Below are 19239 nucleotides of genomic sequence, written 5' to 3' on the forward strand. Positions count from 1 at the left end.
TGTGGCAGCCGCAAACTACCCAGCAGAGTCTAAGCAACAGATGAAGCCTAGAAACAATAGTGCCAAGAGTAGGTTGAAACGCTACCGGTAGCTAAAGTTCAGGGTTTGAGAGAAGATTTCCTGGAAAATATTTTGTTCTGTCAACTCAGCTTGTACTTTTGCGCCATCTATCCTCGTTTATGCCCGCTACTGCCGCGCCTTCATTTTGCTCTATCAGCCCCGTGGCTGCTGTCGCCCTTGGCGAAGCAGTTGGGCTGCGCGCGGCGCATCATCACCAGCACGGGCACCATTCCTCTTTTTAGAGGAATAACGCACCATATTGTCCCGTTGGGCCGACCCGTCTTGGTCGCCCGGCCACCCCAGAAAGGTGGCCCCGGTCGTCGTTGCTTGTTAGCCCGCGGCTCGTTCCCGATTTCTTACGTCTCGGAAGTGCAACTTCAACCGCTGGGTTGTTACTCTTCACTTCCTCCTTTGTTTCCCCAACCCTTATGATTCGTCTTGCCATCCAGAAGTCGGGCCGCCTAAGTGAAGACTCGCTGAATTTGATTCGGGAGTGCGGTATTAACTTCGTTGCCAGCTCGTACAAGCTTAAAACCGAAGCCACCAACTTCCCCCTCGAAATCCTCTACCTGCGCGACGACGATATTCCTGGCTACGTGCAAGATGGGGTGGCCGACCTCGGCATTGTGGGGCAAAACGTGTTGGTGGAAGCCGGCTACCCCGGCCTGGAAATCGAGCCCCTGGGGTTCAGCAAGTGCCGCCTGAGTTTGGCCGTGCCCCGCGCCGCCGGCTACGACTCGGTAGCCGACTTGCAGGGCAAAAATATTGCTACCTCGTACCCCGCTATTCTGGGCAAATACCTCGCCGGGCATGGCGTCCAAGCCAACCTGCATACCATCAGCGGCTCGGTGGAAATTGCGCCGAGTATCGGTTTGGCCGAGGCTATCTGCGACATCGTGAGCAGCGGCTCTACGCTACTCGGGAATGGCCTGCGGGAAGTGGAAACCGTATTTCGGTCGGAGGCGGTGCTTATTGCCAACCAGAACCTCACCGAGGAAAAACGGGAAATCCTGGAGCAGCTGCAGTTCCGAATGCAGGCCGTGCGCCGCGCCCGCCGCAACAAATACATATTGCTGAACGCGCCCACCGCTTCGCTAGCCGCCGTGAAGGCGCTGTTGCCCGGCATTAAGTCTCCCACCGTTACGGCGCTGGCCGAGGAAGGCTGGGTGTCGGTGCAGTCGGTAGTGAACGAAGACGACTTTTGGCATATCACCGGCCAGCTCAAAGCCGTGGGCGCCGAGGGTATTCTGGTGCTGCCCATCGAGAAGATGATTAGTTGATTGCTGGTTGTTCAGATACTGACTGAATGTTGAAGGGTATGCGCTCTTTGTTAGTAAGGAGCAACCGGCAGCTATTATCTATCTCTATCTCAACCAACTCCTTAGTCAACTAACAACTACCCATCAACAACCCAACCATGCAGATCTTTCAATACCCGGCCCAGCCCGATTGGGCCGCGTTGCAGCAGCGGGCCGCCGCGCAGCAGGCCCAGGATATCGAGTTGCGGGTGCAGCAGATTTTCGAGGATGTGCGCCAACGCGGCGACGCGGCTTTGCTAGATTACGCGCAGCGCTTCGACGGGGCCGACGTTAGTGCCGGCTTGCGCGTAACGGCCGATGAAATCCTGGCGGGCGTTGCGCAGGTGCCGTCGGAGTTGCAAACGGCTATTCGGCAAGCCCACGCCAACATCTGGAAATTCCACGCCACGCAGCGCGAAGAAGAAAAGCGGGTGGAAACCATGCCGGGCGTGAGCTGCTGGCGGCGGGCCGTGCCCGTGCAGCGGGTGGGACTGTATATTCCGGGCGGGACGGCACCGTTGTTTAGTACCTTATTAATGCTGGGCGTACCCGCCCGCCTAGCTGGTTGCCCGGAAGTAGTCTTGTGCACTCCGCCCCAGAAAGATGGTTCTATTAACCCCGTGATTCTGTTCACGGCTCAATTGCTTGGTATTGCTACCATCATCAAGGCCGGTGGGGCGCAAGCTGTGGCCGCCCTCAGTGGCGGTACCGAAAGCGTGCCGGGCGTCGATAAGATTTTCGGGCCTGGAAATCGGTACGTAACGGCCGCTAAGCAACTGGCTACCCGCTACGGAGTGGCCATTGACATGCCGGCTGGTCCGTCCGAAGTGCTGGTTATTGCCGATGCCTCCGCCAACCCCGCCTTCGTGGCGGCCGACTTGCTTAGTCAAGCCGAGCACGGCCCCGACTCGCAAGTGATTTTGCTTTCGGACTCGATGGAGCTTATCGAGGCAACCCAAGCGGAAGTAGCCCGGCAGTTGGCCGAGCTACCGCGGGCCGCGGTGGCTGCCCAGGCGCTGGAAGAAAGCCGGGCTATTTTGCTGCGCACGCCTGAGGAGATGCTATACTTCTCCAACCAATACGCCCCCGAGCACTTGATACTGGCCGTGCGCAATCCTGAGCAACTGGCCGAAGGCGTTACCAGCGCCGGGTCCGTGTTCCTGGGCCACCTCACGCCCGAAGCGGCCGGCGACTATGCGTCCGGTACCAACCACACGCTGCCCACCAACGGCTACGCCCGCAATTACAGTGGCGTGTCGCTGGATTCGTTTCTCAAGAAAATTACCTTCCAGCGCATTACTACCGAAGGCTTGTTGCAGGTAGGACCGGTAGTGGAAACTATGGCCGAAGCGGAAGGCCTGCACGCCCACGCCCGCGCCGTGACGCTGCGCCTGGATTCCATCCATAACGAGCAATCCGCAATGAATCAGCAGCATTGAGGGGGCACCCGGCCAGCGCTCCGCTCATGTAGGGCCTAGCCGGTTGCCCGCCGTCTGTTTGCTTGCTACTATTCATTGAAAACTCAACAAGATGTTTGCACTAGATAACCTGGTTCGGCCCAATATCCGGGCCATGAAACCTTACTCTTCCGCCCGCGACGAATTTCAGGGAGAAGCGCGGGTGATGCTCGACGCCAACGAGAACAGCCTCGGTAGCGCCGGCCCCGACCTGTTCAACCGCTACCCCGACCCTCAGCAGCGCGCCGTGAAGGCCCCCTTGGCGAAGCTGAAAGGAGTGGACCCAAGCCAGATTTTCCTCGGCAACGGTTCCGACGAAGCTATTGACCTGCTGGTGCGCCTCACTTGCACCCCAGGCCAAGACAGCATCCTGCTCTTGCCGCCAACCTACGGCATGTACGAAGTGGCCGCCAACCTCAACGACGTGCGCATCGAGCGGGTACCGCTCACGGCCGACTTCCAACTCTCGCCCGAAATTGTCTCGCAAGTTCTCGCCTCGCCGGCGAAGTTGGTGTTCCTCTGCTCACCCAATAACCCTACCGGCAACTTGCTGCACGCCGAGTATATCGAAGAAATCCTGCGTGGTTTCGGGGGGCTGGTCGTGGTCGATGAGGCCTACGCTGATTTTGCCGAGGCGCCTAGCTGGACTACGCGCTTAGCTGAGTTTCCCAACTTGGTGGTGCTCCAGACTTTCTCGAAAGCGTGGGGACTGGCTGGTTTGCGTTTGGGGATGGCCTTCGCCTCGCCGGAAGTCATCAACTACCTCAACAAAATCAAGCCTCCTTATAATATATCGGAAGCCACGCAGCAGCATGCCCTGGCCGCGCTGCAGGACGCCCCGCACTTCGGGCAGATGCGCGAGCAGCTCTTAACCGGCCGCGACTGGCTAAACCAGCAACTGCCTGCCCTCGCTATTGTGGAGGAGGTATTCCCTTCCGATGCCAACTTCCTGCTGGTTCGTTTCCGGCCCGACGCCACCGCCGTCTATGACTACCTGCTTGGCAAAGGCATTGTGGTGCGCAACCGCACCACCCAGCCCGGCTGCGCCGGCACGCTCCGCCTGACGGTAGGCACCACCGAAGAAAACGAGCAACTGGTGCAGGCCCTGCAAAACTTCTCGTCCTCGCGCTAGCTAGCCTATGCAGCTCGTTTTGTTTTGCGGGATTCAGGCGACGGGCAAGTCGACTTTCTACATGCAGCGGTTCTTCCATTCGCACGTGCGCATCAGCCTCGACCTGCTGCGCACGCGCAACCGGGAGCGGCGGCTGTTGCAGCTGTGCCTGGAAACCCAAATGCGCTGCGTGATTGACAACACCAACCCAACCCGCGCCGAACGAGCTGCCTATATAGAGTCGGCCCGCGCAGCAAGCTTCGAGGTAGTCGGTTACTTTTTCCATTCAGTGGCCGCCGAAGCCCTCGAGCGGAACCGGCAGCGTCCGGCGGAGCGCCAAGTTCCCGACCGAGGAATCCGGGGTACCCGCAACCGCTTGCAGCGCCCAACCCGCACCGAAGGCTTCGATCAACTCTATTTCGTGCGAGCCCTGGGCAATCAGGAATTTGAAATCAACGACTGGCAAGATGAAGTTCAATGAGCTAGATGCGCGGCTGCGGGTATTCGAAACCGCCCACGACCATTGCGCCTTGCCCGGCCTCTACTTGGTGACTCGCCTGGATGGACGCGGCTTCACCCGTCTGACCAAAGAAGTCCACCCCTTCGAGGCGCCCTTCGACGAGCGGATGCGGGACTATATGGTGCAGACCACGCGCCACTTATTGGACTGCGGTTTTCGGATGGTGTACGGGTATACCCAAAGCGACGAAATTTCGCTGTTGCTGCACCCTGCCGAGGATACCTTCGGCCGCAAGCTGCGCAAATACATCTCGGTATTGGCGGGTGAGGCCTCAGCCCAATTTTCTTTGCAGCTAGGCTCCGTAGGCGTTTTCGACTGTCGAATTTCCCAGTTGCCCCGCCAACAAGACGTGCTTGATTATTTCCGATGGCGCCAAGAAGATGCTGGCCGTAACTCGTTGAACGCTCATAGCTACTGGTTACTGCGCAAGCAGGGCCGGACGGTGGGGGAGGCGACCAGCCAAGTCAAAGGGTTGAGCACCGCGGCCAAGCACGACTTGCTGTTTGGAGCGGGCGTTAATTACGATACGCTTCCAGCTTGGCAAAAGCGCGGAGTGGGGCTGCATTGGGAAGAGTACGCCAAGCCCGGACTAAACCCACTCAGCCAGCAGCCTATTGAAACTACCCGGCGGCGGTTGGCTGCTAACCTAGAGCTTCCGTTGGGCGATGCCTACGCGCAGTGGGTTGGTGCTTTCCTGGCCGCGGCCGAGTAGGCCGTCAGCTTTTACCATATTATATACTATCCGTCGGGGTAACCATTGAACTCGGCGGTATCTTTCACTCCATGAAAAAAGTTCTCTTCATTGACCGGGACGGGACCATCCTGATTGAGCCGCCCACCGATTTTCAAGTTGATTCTCTGAGCAGAGAGAAGTTTCAGTTTGTACCAGGTGCCATCACCGGTCTCTCGCGCATTGCCCGCGAACTAGACTACGAGTTGGTCTTGGTGAGCAACCAGGATGGGCTCGGTACTGCCAGCTTTCCCGAAGAAACGTTCTGGCCGGCCCACAACATGATGCTCGATATCTTGCGCTCGGAAGGAGTGGAGTTTGCGCGGGAGCACATTGACCGGAGTTTCCCCCACGAAAACTTGGATACCCGCAAACCCGGTGTCGGCATGTTACAACATTACTTGGAACAGGCGAATGGGTATGATCTTTCGAATTCTTTCGTTTTGGGTGACCGTTTAACCGACGTCGAGCTAGCGCAGAACCTGGGGTGCCAGGCTATTCTACTAAAGCCCGAGGCGGAGAGTGATGAGCGGGCCGCACTTACTACTATGAGTTGGGAAAGTATATACCAATTCCTCCGTTTGCCTGCTCGTACTGCCGTAGTACAAAGAGATACCAACGAGACCAAGATTTTTATTGAGCTAAATCTTGATGGCAACGGTCGGCCGCAGATGCATACTGGTTTAGGCTTCTTCGACCATATGCTCGATCAGTTGAGTAAGCATTCTGGCGTCGACATGAAGATTCAGGTGCAAGGCGACTTGCACATCGATGAGCACCACACGATAGAGGACACCGCCATTGCCTTGGGCGAAGCCTTCACCCAAGCTCTCGGCGATAAGCGGGGATTGGCCCGTTACGGATTCTTGCTCCCCATGGACGACGTGCTGGCCCAAGCTGCGGTCGACTTTTCGGGGCGTCCATGGTTGGTGTGGGAGGCAGAGTTTAAGCGGGAGAAGATAGGGGACATGCCTACCGAAATGTTCTACCATTTCTTTAAAAGCTTCTCCGACGCGGCCCGTTGCAACCTCAACATTAAAGCGGAAGGCGCCAACGAACACCATAAGATTGAAGCCATTTTCAAGGCGGTAGCCAAAGCTATAAAGATGGCTCTGGTGCGCGATGCCAGCAAGATGGAAATTCCTAGTACGAAGGGCATTCTGTAGGCTTACCCATATGTATAAACAAATGGGTAAGCCCGTAGAGTAGCTGAATACAAGCGTTATACCTTGAAGTTAAGGGCATCAAAAAGCGGCAAAGCGAGTTTATTCATTTGTTTATGCATATGGATAAACCTTGTTCAGAGTCACAAGTAAGTCATGGAAATAGCAGTAATTGATTACAAAGGGGGCAACGTCCAGTCGGTGCTGTTTGCGCTCGATCGGCTAGGGGTAGAAGCCACGCTGACAGCCAACCACGATGCCATTCGCCGGGCTGATAAGATCCTGTTTCCGGGGGAAGGCGAGGCAGCTTCCGCTATGGAGGAACTACGGGCCCAGGGGCTCGATCAGCTGCTACCCACCCTTACGCAGCCTTTCCTCGGTATTTGCCTGGGCATGCAATTGCTTGGGCAACACAGCGAGGAAAACAACGCCGACCTGCTTGGTATCCTCCCTTTCGACGTAGTGCGTTTCCCGGCTAGCGTCGACTACAAAGTACCCCACATGGGGTGGAACACGCTGCAGGAGCTACGGTCGCCGCTTTTTGCCGGCTTGCGCGAGGAAGACTACGTCTACTTCGTGCACAGCTACTACGCCCCGGTAGGTGATTATACGATTGCGCAGGCTGCATACCCTATGCCTTTCAGTGCCGCTGTTCAGCACAAGAACTTCTATGCCGTCCAGTTTCACACCGAAAAGAGTGGCCCGGTGGGTACCCGTATCCTAGAAAACTTTATCCGAATGTAATGCAAGACTGCTGCTTTCTATGGTACCCGGGGATGGGTCCTGCAGCAGCCTGTCGTGACAACTGCATCCACAAAGCACATCGTACCCCATGGAGATAATTCCTGCCATAGACCTCATCAACGGGCAGTGCGTGCGCCTCACCGAAGGCGACTTCACGCAACAAACAACGTATGATTCCGACCCCGTAGCGGTGGCCCAGCGCTTCGAGCAGCAGGGAGTGAAACGCCTGCACCTGGTAGACCTGGATGGAGCCCGGGCCAAGCGCCCGGTGAATCTGCCCGTGCTAGAGCGCATTGCGGCCAACACTTCGCTGGTGATTGACTATGGCGGGGGGCTCCAAAGTGAGGAAGCCGTGCGGCAGGCTTTTGACGCCGGGGCTGTACAAGTCACGGCGGGCAGCATTGCTGTGCGGGAACCGGCGTTGGTAGGAGGGTGGCTCCAGTCTTTCGGGGCCGAAAAGATTATTGTGGGGGCTGACTTCCGCGACAACTACATTTCCATCAATGCGTGGGCCGAGCAAAGTGAACGGACGCTGCAGGAGTTTCTGCAGCAATACCTAGCAGCTGGGGCTACCACCTTTATCTGTACGGATGTAAGCAAGGATGGGAAGTTGCAAGGCCCGGCGCTGGCCACCTATCGCACGCTGCGTCAGGCCCTGCCCGAAGCCCAACTTATTGCCAGTGGCGGCGTCACGACCATTGCGGATGTGGCGGCCTTAGCCGAAATCGGCATGTATGGTGCCATTATCGGCAAGGCCATCTACGAAGGGACCATTACGTTGCCCGAGCTACAGCCGTGGCTTTAGCTCTCGTGTCAAAGACTCGTTTTCCTGCGGCCTCCTGCTTCTTAAAAGCTCAAGCATAAGACCAAACAAAAGACGAGTCTCCCAACAATGAAAAACGAATTTTATGCTGACGAAACGTATTATTCCTTGCCTCGACGTGAAAGATGGCCGCACCGTAAAGGGGGTGCGCTTTGAAGGACTGCGCGATGCCGGCGACCCAGTGGCCTTGGCTTCCCGCTATGCCCGGGAAGGCGCCGATGAACTAGTGTTTCTTGACATTACGGCCACCAACCAGAAACGGGCCACGCTGGTGGCTTTGGTGCGGGATGTGGCGCGGGAACTCGATATTCCTTTCACGGTGGGTGGTGGTATCGGGACGGTGCGCGATGTGGAGGCTTTGCTGCTGAACGGTGCCGATAAGGTGAGCATCAATTCAGCCGCCCTGGCGCGCCCGGAGCTAATTGATGAGCTGGCGCGTCGGTTCGGGTCGCAATGCATCGTAGTGGCGGCCGATGCCCGCTACCACGAGCCTGATGGCTGGCAGATCTACACGAGGGCCGGAACGCACAACACGGGCCTCGATGCCGTAGCATGGTGCCGGGAGGCGGCCGACCGCGGAGCCGGCGAAATCTTGCTTACCAGCATGAGCAACGACGGCACCAAGGATGGCTTTGCGCTCGATATCACGGGGGCTGTTAGCCGGGCGGTGTCAGTGCCGGTGGTGGCTTCGGGTGGGGCGGGGTCCAAGCAGGACTTCACCCACGTCTTTCAGCAAGCCCACGCCGATGCTGGTTTGGCTGCCAGTATCTTTCACTTCGGTGAAATAGGTATCCGCGAGTTAAAGGAACATCTTCGCCAGGACGGTATCCCGGTACGCCTATAGCTCCATTTCCTGGTTGCTAGATACGGGTTGTTTCAACCCAATGAGCAGCTTGAGAAACGAACAACAAATCAACGAAAACGAAATATGGATTTCGCCAAAATGCCCGACGGCCTCGTGCCGGTCATCGTTCAAGACGCGCAGACCGGGCAAGTATTGATGCTCGGCTATCAGAACGAGGAAGCCTTAGCTAAAACGCGGCAGGAGGGTCGGGTTACGTTCTTTTCCCGCTCCAAGCAGCGTCTTTGGACCAAGGGCGAAACCAGCGGCCACTTCCTCACGGTGGTCAGCATCCACCCCGATTGCGACCAGGACGCCCTGCTGATTTTGGCCACCCCCGATGGTCCCACCTGCCACCGGGGTACCACCAGCTGTTTCGAGCAGCCCGAGCAGCAGGCGTATCCTGCGCCGGCAGTGAGTTTCGTTGCGGAACTCGAGCAGCTGGTGCAGCGTCGGCATCAATTTCCCGACGAAGACCCCAAATCCTATACGGCTTCGCTTTTTCGGAAAGGCATCCCCAAAATGGCGCAGAAAGTAGGAGAGGAGGCCGTAGAAACGGTTATCGATGCCGTGGCCGGTAACCGCGACGGACTGCAAGGGGAAGCCGCCGATCTGCTTTACCATTTGTTGGTACTGCTTACGGCCTCCGGCCTTTCTTTAGAAAATGTGGTAGACGTGCTGCGGCAACGGCACAGCACCATTTCGCAGGGGGTGCGCCGGGAGGAATAAACAAGACTCAGTATCGAAAATAAAAAGGCCCACCGTATGGTGGGCCTTTTTATTTTATGTATGTACATTAATTAACTCAGTTGTTTGCGAATCTTATCTAGGAGGATCCGAACAATTTCAAGGTCATCGGTATCCTGAATATGAAGTTGGGTATCCAGGCCCGGGCCGCTGATATGAATCATGAAGCTTGGCGCCCCCGACGAGTTGATCATCGACACGGGTGGCGAGGCCGCCACGGTGGGTGCTGGTTTCACGGGCGAAGGTGGCGTAGCCCTAGGCGGCGGAGTCGAAAGAGTATTAGAAGATGATTTATTATATACCTCTGGTGCCGTCTCAGCTGACTTGGTAGGTGCTGGGCTAGCCGAAGGCGTTTGAGGCGACTGGTGTAGGCCAAATAGCGCGGATATGGGGTCTGAGTCGTCGGTCTCCGGTTCAGTGGCTCTGTTTATTGGGGCGCCTGGCACAAAAGGCCTGACGGAAGATTTACTAGGGCTTGCGTTAGTATCAAATTCAGAGTCTAAATCCTCATCTGCAGGTTGTGCTATATCCGGGGAGTCGGCATTAACAACAGGAGTAGAGGTAGAATCGGCAGTTGTTTTCGTGTTATCCGAGCCTTTAAACAAGTTCAAAGGCATTTCACCACTGGCCAGTTCACGCCGGGGGCCTTGTTGAGCCGCTAGCTGATCTATATCGGCAATAACGTTTCGCTCGTCCATAATGCCGGTCATGCGGGCGCCTTCTACAAAGGCTTTGGCTACATTCTGCGCATTAATCTCCTCTACACCGAACTCGCGGATGAGCATGATGTCGAACATATGTACCGGAAGCTCTCGGTTACGAAACTTTCGGCATATCTGAGTGAACAGTGGAGGATGTAGGAAGGCCTCTCGGTGATAAAGCGTTTCTTCCTGCTTGTCATACGCATGCTTTATCCGACGAAAGAGATTAGTCGTAGTGAGCAGCTCTCGTTTACTAGTTAATAAACCAAACTTAACTGCTGACCCAAGTATGGCTTTGAAAGAGCCACTGACTTTACGATTTAGCTTACGGGCACAAGTCTCCAGGGAGCACTTACCGCCAGTATCATCAACTACCTCTGATACCTCCCATGCACTCTGGTAGCTAGTCCGGGGGTAGTCTATGGTCTTAGGCATAAAAAGATAAGGTTAAGGTGAGTGGCAAGTATAAGAATAAAAAGTATGTAAAAGTAGCATAAAGCATAAAATAGCCTATAAAAGTTGTACTTTATTATACTTTTTATGCTATTTTATGCTTGAATGAGTCATACTATTATTTTTTTTCTCTAATAGAATAGTGCCAATTCACCTCACCAAACAGTAATAAATTATATACCAAACTAATGCCGGGGCGGCGGGCTAGGGGAGACTAATTTATATGTTCTTCAGATCTCTAAACTTAAGCTTGGTCAGACCTTTAGGTTTTATTGGAATGAACTACCCTTATTTAACTAGCACAGCCTAATAAGTCGAGAGAAGCGTTTATAGGGTTGTAATAGGAGCGGAGTTGATTTTCTAGTTTACCTTACCGCATTCTTATTTATTAAGACTAAGTGTAGAAAATATCGTTGCGGCCAATTTCAACAAACTGGTTTATCTAATTTGCCTGCTATTCATAGTCCGCTCATCTAATAGTACGCGTTATTCCAACTGCTCAAGCATACGAGATTACACAATAACACCTATAGCAATTGGTGCACCTTCAGTGACTCACACGCAAGTCATTCTGCAGATTTTATTCTGGTTGCACTTCGACCAGAATTTGACAAGCATGTAGCTATGACCTTTGCGCGTTTGCAGAAATGAATACGGATGGATGTGGCGCTTGTAGATTTAAGCTTGGCTACTTGCAGTAATTCCCGTGCATCTGATCTAATTTGTCTACAGACACAGAAGCTAGTTCTTTATTCATTACTTATGATTAAGATGGTCTTAAGTCAGTTTATGAGCAATAACAAACAGTAGTGTAGCTCATGCTGACCTGCGCTTAAAGCACCTAGCCGTTTGTCTTATAATTTATATTATGTTAAGTAGACTTTTCAAAAACTAGCCCGAAGCTTTTTTATTAACCTCGGGCTAGTTTTATGTTTCTCCCCTTTTGAGAGGAAACTACTTTTTCAATCCGTCAAGCTTGGCGTTCATTTTCTCAGCATCCGCTGTGCGACCTAGCTTGGCATATACTTTACCCAAGGATGTGATGGTTGCACGATCATCGGGCTGGATGGCAAGAGCCTTCTCGAAATACGGTACTGAATCCGAGAAAAACTTTTTACCGTCGGTCTCGAACTTCTTGCCGCTCTTCTGATACGTAGCCAAGTCCATTTTACTAGCCTTGGTATATAAGTCAGCCGCTTTGTTGTAGTTGTAAACGCCGAGGTTAAAGTTGGCGTCGAAGTTGTTTGGGTCAACCTCTACGGCTTTACGGTAAGCAGCCAGCGCTTTCTCAGGCTGCTTATCTTGGTCGTAAATAGAACCAAGAACTGCGTACAAGTTGGAGTTCTTCGGATCGGCAGCAATAGCATTTTCAATTTTGCTAATTGCTTCCTTACCGCGGCCAGCGCTCAAGTACATATTCAACTCCTCGAGCATGAAGCTCTTGTTGTTGGGATATGCTTTTAACGCTTGCTCAACCACCTTCATGGCTTCCTGCTCATTTTTCTCCTGACGCGCAATCTGCAACATCCGCCCGTACATCTGGGGCGACTTGTAGTTCATGCTCTGCAATTGAGCATAGGTCTGTTTTGCGCTAGCAAAGTCTTCTTTTGCTTCCGCTGCAAAAGCCGCATACAAATAGGCCGTGGTGTCTTGCGGACGAATTTGCTGCGCCATTTTGTAAGAAGCCAACGCTTCATCGTACTTCTTGCCATTGTAGTTCTCTACACCAGCATTCAGGGCTAACCCATACAGATTGTCGAGCTTAGCAGTGGCTTGCTTGCCGAACTCACCGTCTTTGCCATCGAGCTCTATGGCTTTCTTATACGATTCGTACGCCACCTTAGTACCTTCGCCGGGCTGCAATGCCTTGCCGTAGATGGGGTTGGTGGTCATGGCGTCGTAGATTTCGCCGCGCGTAAACCAGGTTTTAGCCTTGGTCGAGGTTTTCTCGTTCACAATGGCTTTGTCAATTTCGGTGCGGGCTTTGTCGAGAAGACCGCTCTTCTGGTTTAGAATGGCATTGGTAACCGCCGAATTCTGGGCCGAAGCGGAAGTGAGAGCTGCCGCAGCAACAAGCGTCAGAATAATCTTCTTCATGGGGTTTTTTCGTGAAGAAAGTGGATGTGGAAAGGAATTGCTGAACAAACCACAAGAACCGGCACGAAGTTCAGCTTGCCGGTACGGTAGCTTTTAGAAGTGGCAGAAGAAACGCCGACGCGCTACTTTCAGGTCAGCCTCGCTCCTGCCACAGTTCTAGAAAAACAACGCTTAGTTATCGCTGAGCGTGTCGGTATCAGTGAGAGATTCTAAATCATCGGAATCAGGCACAACCTCCGCAGAAGTTGCAACATCTCCGTTCTCGCTAATGGCAAGGGTCGTGCCATCAGCTAGTAATTCGCCGTCTAACTCTTTCTCGTCTTCGGCTGCAACTTTAGCCACCGATGAAATAGCGTCGCCATTGCTCAAACGAATCAAGCGTACGCCCTGCGTAGCACGGCCGATGGAACGCAGTTCCTTGGCAACACTCATGCGAAGCGTGATACCCGACCGGTTGATGATCATCAAGTCGTCGGAATCCGAAACGGCTTTGATAGCAACTAAGGCACCGGTTTTGTCGGTGATTTTCATGGCCCGAACACCTTTGCCGCCCCGGTTGGTGATGCGGTACTCCTCGAGCGGGCTGCGCTTACCGTAGCCGTTTTCGGAAACTACCAGCAACTCTTCCTGGCTGTCATTGGCGATACACACCATACCTACTACCCGGTCGCTTTCGTCGGAGAGCGTGATACCGCGTACCCCAGCGGCCGTGCGGCCCATGGAGCGCACTTTCTCTTCGGGGAAACGTACGGCCCGACCCGAGCGCAACGCTACCACCACTTCCGACTTACCGCTGGTCAACTGCACATCGAGCAGACGGTCGCCTTCGTTGATGGTAATAGCGTTGATACCGGCGGTGCGGGGACGCGAGTACGCCTCGAGCGGCGTTTTCTTCACGGTACCCTGTTCGGTGCAGAACATCAGATAGGTGTTCTCCAGATAATCCGGGTCGCGGAGGCCACGTACGTTCAGTACCGACCGGACACTGTCTTCGCGTGGAATCTCGATCAGATTCTGAATCGGCCGGCCTTTGGCGGCTTTACCAGCTTCTGGCACCTCGTACACTTTCAGCCAGAACACCCGGCCAAGCTCGGTGAAGAACAGCAGGTATTCGTGGGTGGTAGCCACAAACAAGTGCTCGGTGAAGTCGTCTTGCTTGGAAGCCGCGCCCCGAGCGCCTACTCCTCCCCGGCCCTGCGTCCGGTACTCTGCCAACGCGGTGCGCTTAATGTAGCCGTCGTTGGAGATGGTAATCACCATGCTCTCGTCGGCTATCATATCTTCCATGCTGAAGTCGCCACCGGCGTACTCGATCATGGTGCGCCGCTTGTCGCCGTACCGCTCCCGGATGTCGATCATCTCGTCGCGGATGATCTGACGCTGCAGATCTTCCGAGGCCAGTACCGACTTCAGGTAGTCGATCAGCTTCATCAGCTCGTCGTACTCTTGCACAATCTTGTCGCGCTCCAGGCCAGTGAGGCGCTGCAGACGCATATCCAGAATAGCGCGAGCTTGTACCTCACTTAACGAGAACCGCTCGATGAGTTGCGCACGGGCCACTTCGCCGTCGCGCGAACCCCGAATCAGGGCAATCACCTCGTCTAAGTGGTCGAGCGCAATAAGCAAGCCTTCCAGAATGTGGGCCCGCTTTTGGGCTTCGGCCAAATCGTAGCGGGTACGACGCACCACCACGTCGGCGCGGTGCTCAACGAAGTAATGAATGAGCTCCTTAAGATTGAGCGTCATCGGGCGCCCTTTCACCAAGCACACGTTGTTGACGCCGAAAGACGACTGCAACTGCGTGTAGCGGTAGAGCTGGTTGAGCACCACGTTAGGCATGGCGTCGCGCTTGAGCACGTACACAATGCGCATACCGTCCCGGTCAGACTCGTCGCGCAAGTCGGCTATGCCTTCAATGCGCTTCTCGTTGATTAGGGCCGCGGTTTTCTCGATCATCGACGCCTTATTCACCATGTAGGGAATTTCGGTGATGACGATCTGCTCCTTGCCGCTGTCCAGCGTTTCAACGTGGGCCTTTGCCCGCACAACTACCCGGCCCCGGCCGGTTTCGAAAGCTTGCTTTACGCCCTCGTAGCCGTAGATGGTACCACCCGTCGGAAAGTCCGGCGCGGTGATATGCTCCATAAGCTCGGCAATCGTTACATCAGAGTTGTCGAGGTAGGCAACAATACCGTTCACCACTTCCGTCAGGTTGTGGGGCGGCATGTTGGTAGCCATACCCACGGCAATACCCGTCGTACCGTTCACCAACAGATTTGGAAACTTCGAGGGCATTACGCTAGGCTCTTCCAGCGAGTCGTCGAAGTTGGGCTGGAAGTCAACGGTTTCCTTGTCCAGGTCGCCCAGCATCTCGTCAGCCAGCCGCTTCAGGCGGGCTTCGGTGTAACGCATAGCGGCTGGGGAGTCGCCATCAACAGAGCCGAAGTTGCCTTGGCCGTCGACGAGCGGATAGCGCAGGCTCCAGTCCTGAGCCATGCGCACCATGGTATCATACACGGACGAGTCGCCGTGCGGGTGATACTTACCCAATACTTCGCCCACAATACGGGCGCTCTTTTTATAGGCCTTGTTGTACGAGACGCCTAGCTCGCTCATGCCATAAAGCACGCGGCGGTGCACGGGTTTGAGACCGTCGCGCACGTCGGGCAAAGCCCGGGAGATGATAACCGACATCGAGTAATCGATGTAGGCGCCGCGCATCTCGTCTTCAATGTTAATCGGAATGATTTTTTCGCCTTCCGCCATAGGGAGAACTTAGTCGGCCGACCACTGCTTTAAAAGGCAATTTCGGCACCGTGAATGATGGTTGCGTTTAGTCCGCAAGATACGCAAAAAACCCCGTTTTTCCCAGCTTCCGCCCCGATTTAGGTAGGCTAATTGCTGCGCTTAAACTTAGTGGATAGACTTGCTTTTATCGGACTTGTGTTTGCCTGCTTTGGGGTTATACGTTTTGATTTTTTCGCCAATAGCGGGGTTTTGTTTTTTGAAGATGGGCTGCCCCCGATACTTGACGCCATCATGGAAATGCACCTTACGAGTATGGCAGGATACAATTGGGCAGGAACGGCAAGAGGCAAAAACAACCAGTAGGAGCAGCACCCAATATCGCCGAGTGAAGAGTAAAAATAATTTCATGGGGTAAAGATATTCAGTTGCCGGTAGTCAGCTACCCCTTCCCAAAATCCAGCAGACCCACCCGCTCAAAAGATTGTTTTAACCCTATCCATTCTCTCTAAAGCACCAGATCATAAACACTCTTCAGCCTACCGCGTACTAGGGCTGGCAAGTATGGTCATCTGCTGGCACCGGAGTAAAGCCTGCCCAATCTTGGTAGCACTTCGTAAGCCTAGCAGCAATTTCAGCTGGCGCGGAGACTTGTTAGTATCTGGTACGATTTTAGGGTCGTTCTGTAAATAATTAATGCATTACATAGCTACAGTGACACTCGATTAAGAAGGCTATGGACATCAAGCAAGACGCGACGCTGGTTGAAGTGGTTAACGGCTACCTGGCCCCGGAGCATATCGATCAGCTGAGCACCATAGTCGGCAAGAGCACCTCTGTCGTTGAAAAGGCATTGACCCAGGTAATTCCGTGGGTGATTCGCTTGCTTACCGAGCGAATGGCGCGGCCACAGGGAGCCGAAGCAGTGTGGCACCTTGCAAAGCAGGCGCAGGAACCTCAAGTACTAGCTCAGTTCAACAAGCTCGACATTGCCAGCTGGGGAGGCCGGGGTGTGGCTCTTATGCAAGACCTACTCAAGGACACCTATGATTCCACTACGTTCCGCATGTCAATCAAGGTGGGCCTGCCGCCGGCATCATTCAATCTGCTACTTGAAGTAGCTGTAGCCGCTGTAGTAGGTGGCCTCGGCCGTTACGCTGCCGAGCACAAGCTTGATGCCATGGGCTTACGCACTCGGCTACAGCAACAACCTCTCTCCGAATCCGAGTCTCAACCAACGCCAACCGAGCAGGTAACGCCAACTCCCAATCCAACAACTCGCCGCTCTATTCCGCCCCGTTCTCGGCAGCCGGCTCCTACATTTGAAGCGGGAGCAGGAGACTGGGCTAGCGTAGGCGGGGGCAGCATCTTTATACCAAAGCGACGCACCCTGGTTGGTTCGTATCTAAGCCAGTTGCCCTTCTGGAAATGGCCTCTTTTGCTGTTACCGGTTCTAGCGGTTGGCTATAGCTTGTTGAAATGGCTTCCCGCGGCCGACGAGTCTGCTTTGGCCGGACCGAATACGCCCGTGTCCTATACCACGGGCACCTCTTCCTCAACTAACTACGGCACCACCGAAACTGACCCTACGGCAGCCAGCCTCGGCGCGCAGACACCCCCTGGCCACTATGACGCCGCTACCGATACCTACATCTATAACACAGGACAACCGCTCATTATTACGCTGGCTGATGGCAGCACGCAACGGGTAGGCATGAACTCGACCGAGTATCAGCTCTACCGCTTTCTGGCCGATGCTCACCGCCGCGCCGACTCCCTGAACCCGGCCACGGGCTGGATCAACGTCGACCGAGTGTATTTTAAATCGGGCGAGGCAACGCTTACCCCTGAGTCGCAGCAGCAGCTCACAAATCTGGCGGCCATACTGAAAACCTTTCCCCGTGCTAAAATTCTGTTTGGCGGCTACAGCGACAGCATCGGGGATGCGGCAAAGAACTTGCGCCTTAGCGATGCGCGGGCGCAGACCGCTATGCGCGCCCTTGCCGCGAAAGGGATTTCGCAAGCCCGCCTGCAAGCTACCGGCTATGGGGAAGCCTACGCCGTTGCGTCCAATACCGCCCCAATAGGCCGCGCCCTCAATCGCCGCCTCAGCATCAAGGTGATTTCCAAGTCAGGCCCTCTCCTACCAGAGCCGCTGAAAGCCAATACAGCTCTTGCGGCCGGCGCCGCTGCCCAAGGCGCAAAATCAACTCGTTCCACTGCTTCGCAGCAGTTCCGGCAGAAAAAGCCCCGGCAGCGCACTAAAGTAGGGCGTTGGATCAACAACGTCCGCCAGAAGTTTCGCTCGAAACGTAACCGCCAACAGGGATGACCTAGCCCATAAAAAACGCGCTGTTCTGTGGAACAGCGCGTTTTTTATGGGCTAGATTCGCTAGGCTTGTTGCTCGGCATTCACGTCCTTGCCATCCCACTCGCGTAGAAATTGCGCCAAAAACTGCTCCATAAAAGCGTGGCGCTCCTCGGCTACTTTGCGAGCAGCGGGCGTATGCAGCCGTTCGCGCAGGTGCAGCAGTTTCTCATAGAAATGATTGACCGTAGGCGCAGTGTTTTTCTTGTAGCTCTCGAACGAGTCGTGTACCACGGGCAGTACGGCCGGATCGTGCAGCGGCCGGCCTTTGTGTCCCCCGTAGGCAAAGGCTCGTGCCACCCCGATAGCGCCAATGGCATCGAGCCGGTCGGCATCCTGTACCAGTTCACCTTCCACAGAGCTCATAGGAGTTGCTACGCCAAGACCCTTGAAACTGATTTCACGGATAATACGCTCCACGGCCTCGATAACGCTTTCCTCGGCTTGCTGGCTTTCCAGCCAGGCTCGCGAAGCCCGTGGCCCGGCTTCTTCATCCCCATCGTGAAACTTCCAATCGGCTACGTCGTGAAGCAGAGCCCCAAGCTCGGTAACGAGCGGATTGGCATGTGGCGTGTCGCGGGCGAGGGCACGAGCAACCTGCCATACCCGCCGAATGTGTTCCCAATCATGGCCTGATCCTTCGTGCAGAAATTTTTCGCGGACGAAATCGGCGGTACAGGTAATTAGAGCTTGATCGTTCAAGAGCAGCAAAGAAAAATACGGCCACCCCACCGTGGGGCGGCCCTGCAAAGCAACAGCTTTGCAGCGAAAAAACGGTCGTTCTTCCTATCCTCGTTTAGGGTGCTCCAGCTCGCGTAAGTACTGCGGAGGCACATGGTCGATAAGCCAAACCCCATTGCCAGACACATAGAATACATGGCCAGCAGCCTGCAGACGCGCTGCATCAACGGCCAATATAACCGCGGGGCCCCGCCGGTTGCCTACTCGCCGGGCTGTTTCTTGGTCGGGTGAGAGGTGCACGTGGTGGCGCTTCATCTTTTGAAGACCGTCGCGGAGAATAGCGGGCAAGGCTGCCGGCACCGTACCATGGTAGAGTATGGCTGGTGGCGTTACGGGTACCAGTCCGAGGTCGACGGGCACGCTGTGGCCTTGTTGGGCACGAATACGGGTTCCATCGGCATCAAAAGCAAAGCGCTGTTTGTCACTATTGGTCACCAGCTCGTCTAGTTCGGAGCGGCTGATGGGTTGACCGTGACGAGCGGCGGCAGCTAGCAGTTCCTCTACCCCTACCCAACCGCCCTCCGCCAAGGTCAAATGAAGCGCTTCGGGGCGATGGCGCAGATGCAGACTCAAAAACTTACTAAGGCGCGTAGCGCGGGCAGAATCCATAAACTATTGGTTGAGTTAAAGCTCGGCATAA

General features: G+C 54.9%; 18 protein-coding genes. 12 read left to right on the forward strand and 6 right to left on the reverse strand.

Features of this window, described 5'->3' with window-relative positions:
- Positions 1 to 158 precede the first annotated feature (158 nt).
- From P1X16_RS09125 to hisIE, 11 genes are all read left to right on the forward strand, one after another.
- A complete protein-coding gene (locus P1X16_RS09125) occupies positions 159 to 302 on the forward strand; it encodes a hypothetical protein (RefSeq protein WP_277227746.1) in 144 nt (47 codons plus the stop codon).
- Between the two features lie 186 nt (positions 303 to 488).
- Positions 489 to 1340 (forward strand): ATP phosphoribosyltransferase, encoded by an 852-nt coding sequence (gene hisG, locus P1X16_RS09130; RefSeq protein WP_277227750.1) that lies wholly within the window; start codon positions 489 to 491, stop codon positions 1338 to 1340.
- A gap of 137 nt (positions 1341 to 1477) precedes the next feature.
- Complete coding sequence (gene hisD / locus P1X16_RS09135) at positions 1478 to 2797, forward strand: histidinol dehydrogenase (protein ID WP_277227753.1); 1320 nt, start codon at positions 1478 to 1480, stop codon at positions 2795 to 2797.
- A gap of 91 nt (positions 2798 to 2888) precedes the next feature.
- Positions 2889 to 3947: a histidinol-phosphate transaminase gene (hisC, locus tag P1X16_RS09140; RefSeq protein ID WP_277227755.1), complete on the forward strand. Its 1059-nt coding sequence runs from the start codon at positions 2889 to 2891 to the stop codon at positions 3945 to 3947.
- A 7-nt stretch (positions 3948 to 3954) separates the two neighbouring features.
- A complete protein-coding gene (locus P1X16_RS09145) occupies positions 3955 to 4407 on the forward strand; it encodes an AAA family ATPase (RefSeq protein ID WP_277227758.1) in 453 nt (150 codons plus the stop codon).
- Complete coding sequence (locus tag P1X16_RS09150) at positions 4373 to 5158, forward strand: tRNA(His) guanylyltransferase Thg1 family protein (RefSeq protein WP_277227760.1); 786 nt, start codon at positions 4373 to 4375, stop codon at positions 5156 to 5158. The genes P1X16_RS09145 and P1X16_RS09150 overlap by 35 nt, the downstream gene beginning before the upstream one ends.
- A gap of 71 nt (positions 5159 to 5229) precedes the next feature.
- Complete coding sequence (gene hisB, locus P1X16_RS09155; protein ID WP_277227763.1) at positions 5230 to 6342, forward strand: bifunctional histidinol-phosphatase/imidazoleglycerol-phosphate dehydratase HisB; 1113 nt, start codon at positions 5230 to 5232, stop codon at positions 6340 to 6342.
- 153 nt (positions 6343 to 6495) lie between these two features.
- Complete coding sequence (gene hisH, locus P1X16_RS09160; protein ID WP_277227766.1) at positions 6496 to 7083, forward strand: imidazole glycerol phosphate synthase subunit HisH; 588 nt, start codon at positions 6496 to 6498, stop codon at positions 7081 to 7083.
- 88 nt (positions 7084 to 7171) lie between these two features.
- A complete protein-coding gene (hisA, locus tag P1X16_RS09165; RefSeq protein WP_277227769.1) occupies positions 7172 to 7888 on the forward strand; it encodes a 1-(5-phosphoribosyl)-5-[(5-phosphoribosylamino)methylideneamino]imidazole-4-carboxamide isomerase in 717 nt (238 codons plus the stop codon).
- 103 nt (positions 7889 to 7991) lie between these two features.
- On the forward strand, positions 7992 to 8750 hold the full coding sequence (gene hisF / locus P1X16_RS09170; RefSeq protein WP_277227772.1) for an imidazole glycerol phosphate synthase subunit HisF: 759 nt from the start codon (positions 7992 to 7994) through the stop codon (positions 8748 to 8750).
- Positions 8751 to 8777: 27 nt separating this feature from the next.
- Positions 8778 to 9476, forward strand: coding sequence for a bifunctional phosphoribosyl-AMP cyclohydrolase/phosphoribosyl-ATP diphosphatase HisIE (gene hisIE, locus P1X16_RS09175; protein ID WP_277227775.1), 699 nt, complete (start codon positions 8778 to 8780; stop codon positions 9474 to 9476).
- Positions 9477 to 9547: 71 nt separating this feature from the next.
- Here hisIE and P1X16_RS09180 read toward each other — a convergent pair whose 3' ends face one another.
- From P1X16_RS09180 to P1X16_RS09195, 4 genes are all read right to left on the reverse strand, one after another.
- The gene (locus P1X16_RS09180) at positions 9548 to 10291 is read right to left on the reverse strand and encodes a hypothetical protein (protein WP_277227777.1); all 744 of its coding nucleotides are present in this window, start codon (positions 10289 to 10291) and stop codon (positions 9548 to 9550) included.
- A gap of 1311 nt (positions 10292 to 11602) precedes the next feature.
- Positions 11603 to 12745, reverse strand: coding sequence for a tetratricopeptide repeat protein (locus tag P1X16_RS09185; RefSeq protein WP_277227780.1), 1143 nt, complete (start codon positions 12743 to 12745; stop codon positions 11603 to 11605).
- Between the two features lie 171 nt (positions 12746 to 12916).
- Positions 12917 to 15511: a DNA gyrase subunit A gene (gene gyrA / locus P1X16_RS09190; RefSeq protein WP_277227783.1), complete on the reverse strand. Its 2595-nt coding sequence runs from the start codon at positions 15509 to 15511 to the stop codon at positions 12917 to 12919.
- A gap of 147 nt (positions 15512 to 15658) precedes the next feature.
- On the reverse strand, positions 15659 to 15901 hold the full coding sequence (locus tag P1X16_RS09195; RefSeq protein WP_277227786.1) for a hypothetical protein: 243 nt from the start codon (positions 15899 to 15901) through the stop codon (positions 15659 to 15661).
- Positions 15902 to 16226: 325 nt separating this feature from the next.
- Here P1X16_RS09195 and P1X16_RS09200 point away from each other — a divergent pair, with 325 nt between their 5' ends.
- Positions 16227 to 17822: an OmpA family protein gene (locus tag P1X16_RS09200; protein ID WP_277227789.1), complete on the forward strand. Its 1596-nt coding sequence runs from the start codon at positions 16227 to 16229 to the stop codon at positions 17820 to 17822.
- Positions 17823 to 17882: 60 nt separating this feature from the next.
- Here P1X16_RS09200 and P1X16_RS09205 read toward each other — a convergent pair whose 3' ends face one another.
- Entirely contained in the window at positions 17883 to 18560 is a 678-nt protein-coding gene (locus tag P1X16_RS09205) for an HD domain-containing protein (RefSeq protein ID WP_277227791.1), read from the reverse strand.
- An 84-nt stretch (positions 18561 to 18644) separates the two neighbouring features.
- Positions 18645 to 19208, reverse strand: a complete 564-nt coding sequence (locus P1X16_RS09210) for an RNA 2'-phosphotransferase (RefSeq protein WP_277227795.1) — start codon at positions 19206 to 19208, stop codon at positions 18645 to 18647.
- Positions 19209 to 19239: the final 31 nt, after the last annotated feature.

It is taken from the genome of Hymenobacter sp. YC55 (assembly GCF_029433095.1).
GTDB lineage: Bacteria > Bacteroidota > Bacteroidia > Cytophagales > Hymenobacteraceae > Hymenobacter.

What these genes read in the sequence shown, in the direction of transcription:
- hisF (WP_277227772.1), top strand. Translation starts at nt 7,992, where the DNA reads ATGCTGACGAAACGTATTATTCCTTGCCTCGACGTGAAAGATGGCCGC.
- hisH (WP_277227766.1), top strand. Translation starts at nt 6,496, where the DNA reads ATGGAAATAGCAGTAATTGATTACAAAGGGGGCAACGTCCAGTCGGTG.
- gyrA (WP_277227783.1), bottom strand. Translation starts at nt 15,511, where the DNA reads ATGGCGGAAGGCGAAAAAATCATTCCGATTAACATTGAAGACGAGATG.
- P1X16_RS09210 (WP_277227795.1), bottom strand. Translation starts at nt 19,208, where the DNA reads ATGGATTCTGCCCGCGCTACGCGCCTTAGTAAGTTTTTGAGTCTGCAT.
- hisB (WP_277227763.1), top strand. Translation starts at nt 5,230, where the DNA reads ATGAAAAAAGTTCTCTTCATTGACCGGGACGGGACCATCCTGATTGAG.
- hisD (WP_277227753.1), top strand. Translation starts at nt 1,478, where the DNA reads ATGCAGATCTTTCAATACCCGGCCCAGCCCGATTGGGCCGCGTTGCAG.
- P1X16_RS09195 (WP_277227786.1), bottom strand. Translation starts at nt 15,901, where the DNA reads ATGAAATTATTTTTACTCTTCACTCGGCGATATTGGGTGCTGCTCCTA.
- P1X16_RS09185 (WP_277227780.1), bottom strand. Translation starts at nt 12,745, where the DNA reads ATGAAGAAGATTATTCTGACGCTTGTTGCTGCGGCAGCTCTCACTTCC.
- hisC (WP_277227755.1), top strand. Translation starts at nt 2,889, where the DNA reads ATGTTTGCACTAGATAACCTGGTTCGGCCCAATATCCGGGCCATGAAA.
- hisA (WP_277227769.1), top strand. Translation starts at nt 7,172, where the DNA reads ATGGAGATAATTCCTGCCATAGACCTCATCAACGGGCAGTGCGTGCGC.
- P1X16_RS09180 (WP_277227777.1), bottom strand. Translation starts at nt 10,291, where the DNA reads ATGTTCGACATCATGCTCATCCGCGAGTTCGGTGTAGAGGAGATTAAT.
- P1X16_RS09200 (WP_277227789.1), top strand. Translation starts at nt 16,227, where the DNA reads ATGGACATCAAGCAAGACGCGACGCTGGTTGAAGTGGTTAACGGCTAC.
- hisG (WP_277227750.1), top strand. Translation starts at nt 489, where the DNA reads ATGATTCGTCTTGCCATCCAGAAGTCGGGCCGCCTAAGTGAAGACTCG.
- P1X16_RS09145 (WP_277227758.1), top strand. Translation starts at nt 3,955, where the DNA reads ATGCAGCTCGTTTTGTTTTGCGGGATTCAGGCGACGGGCAAGTCGACT.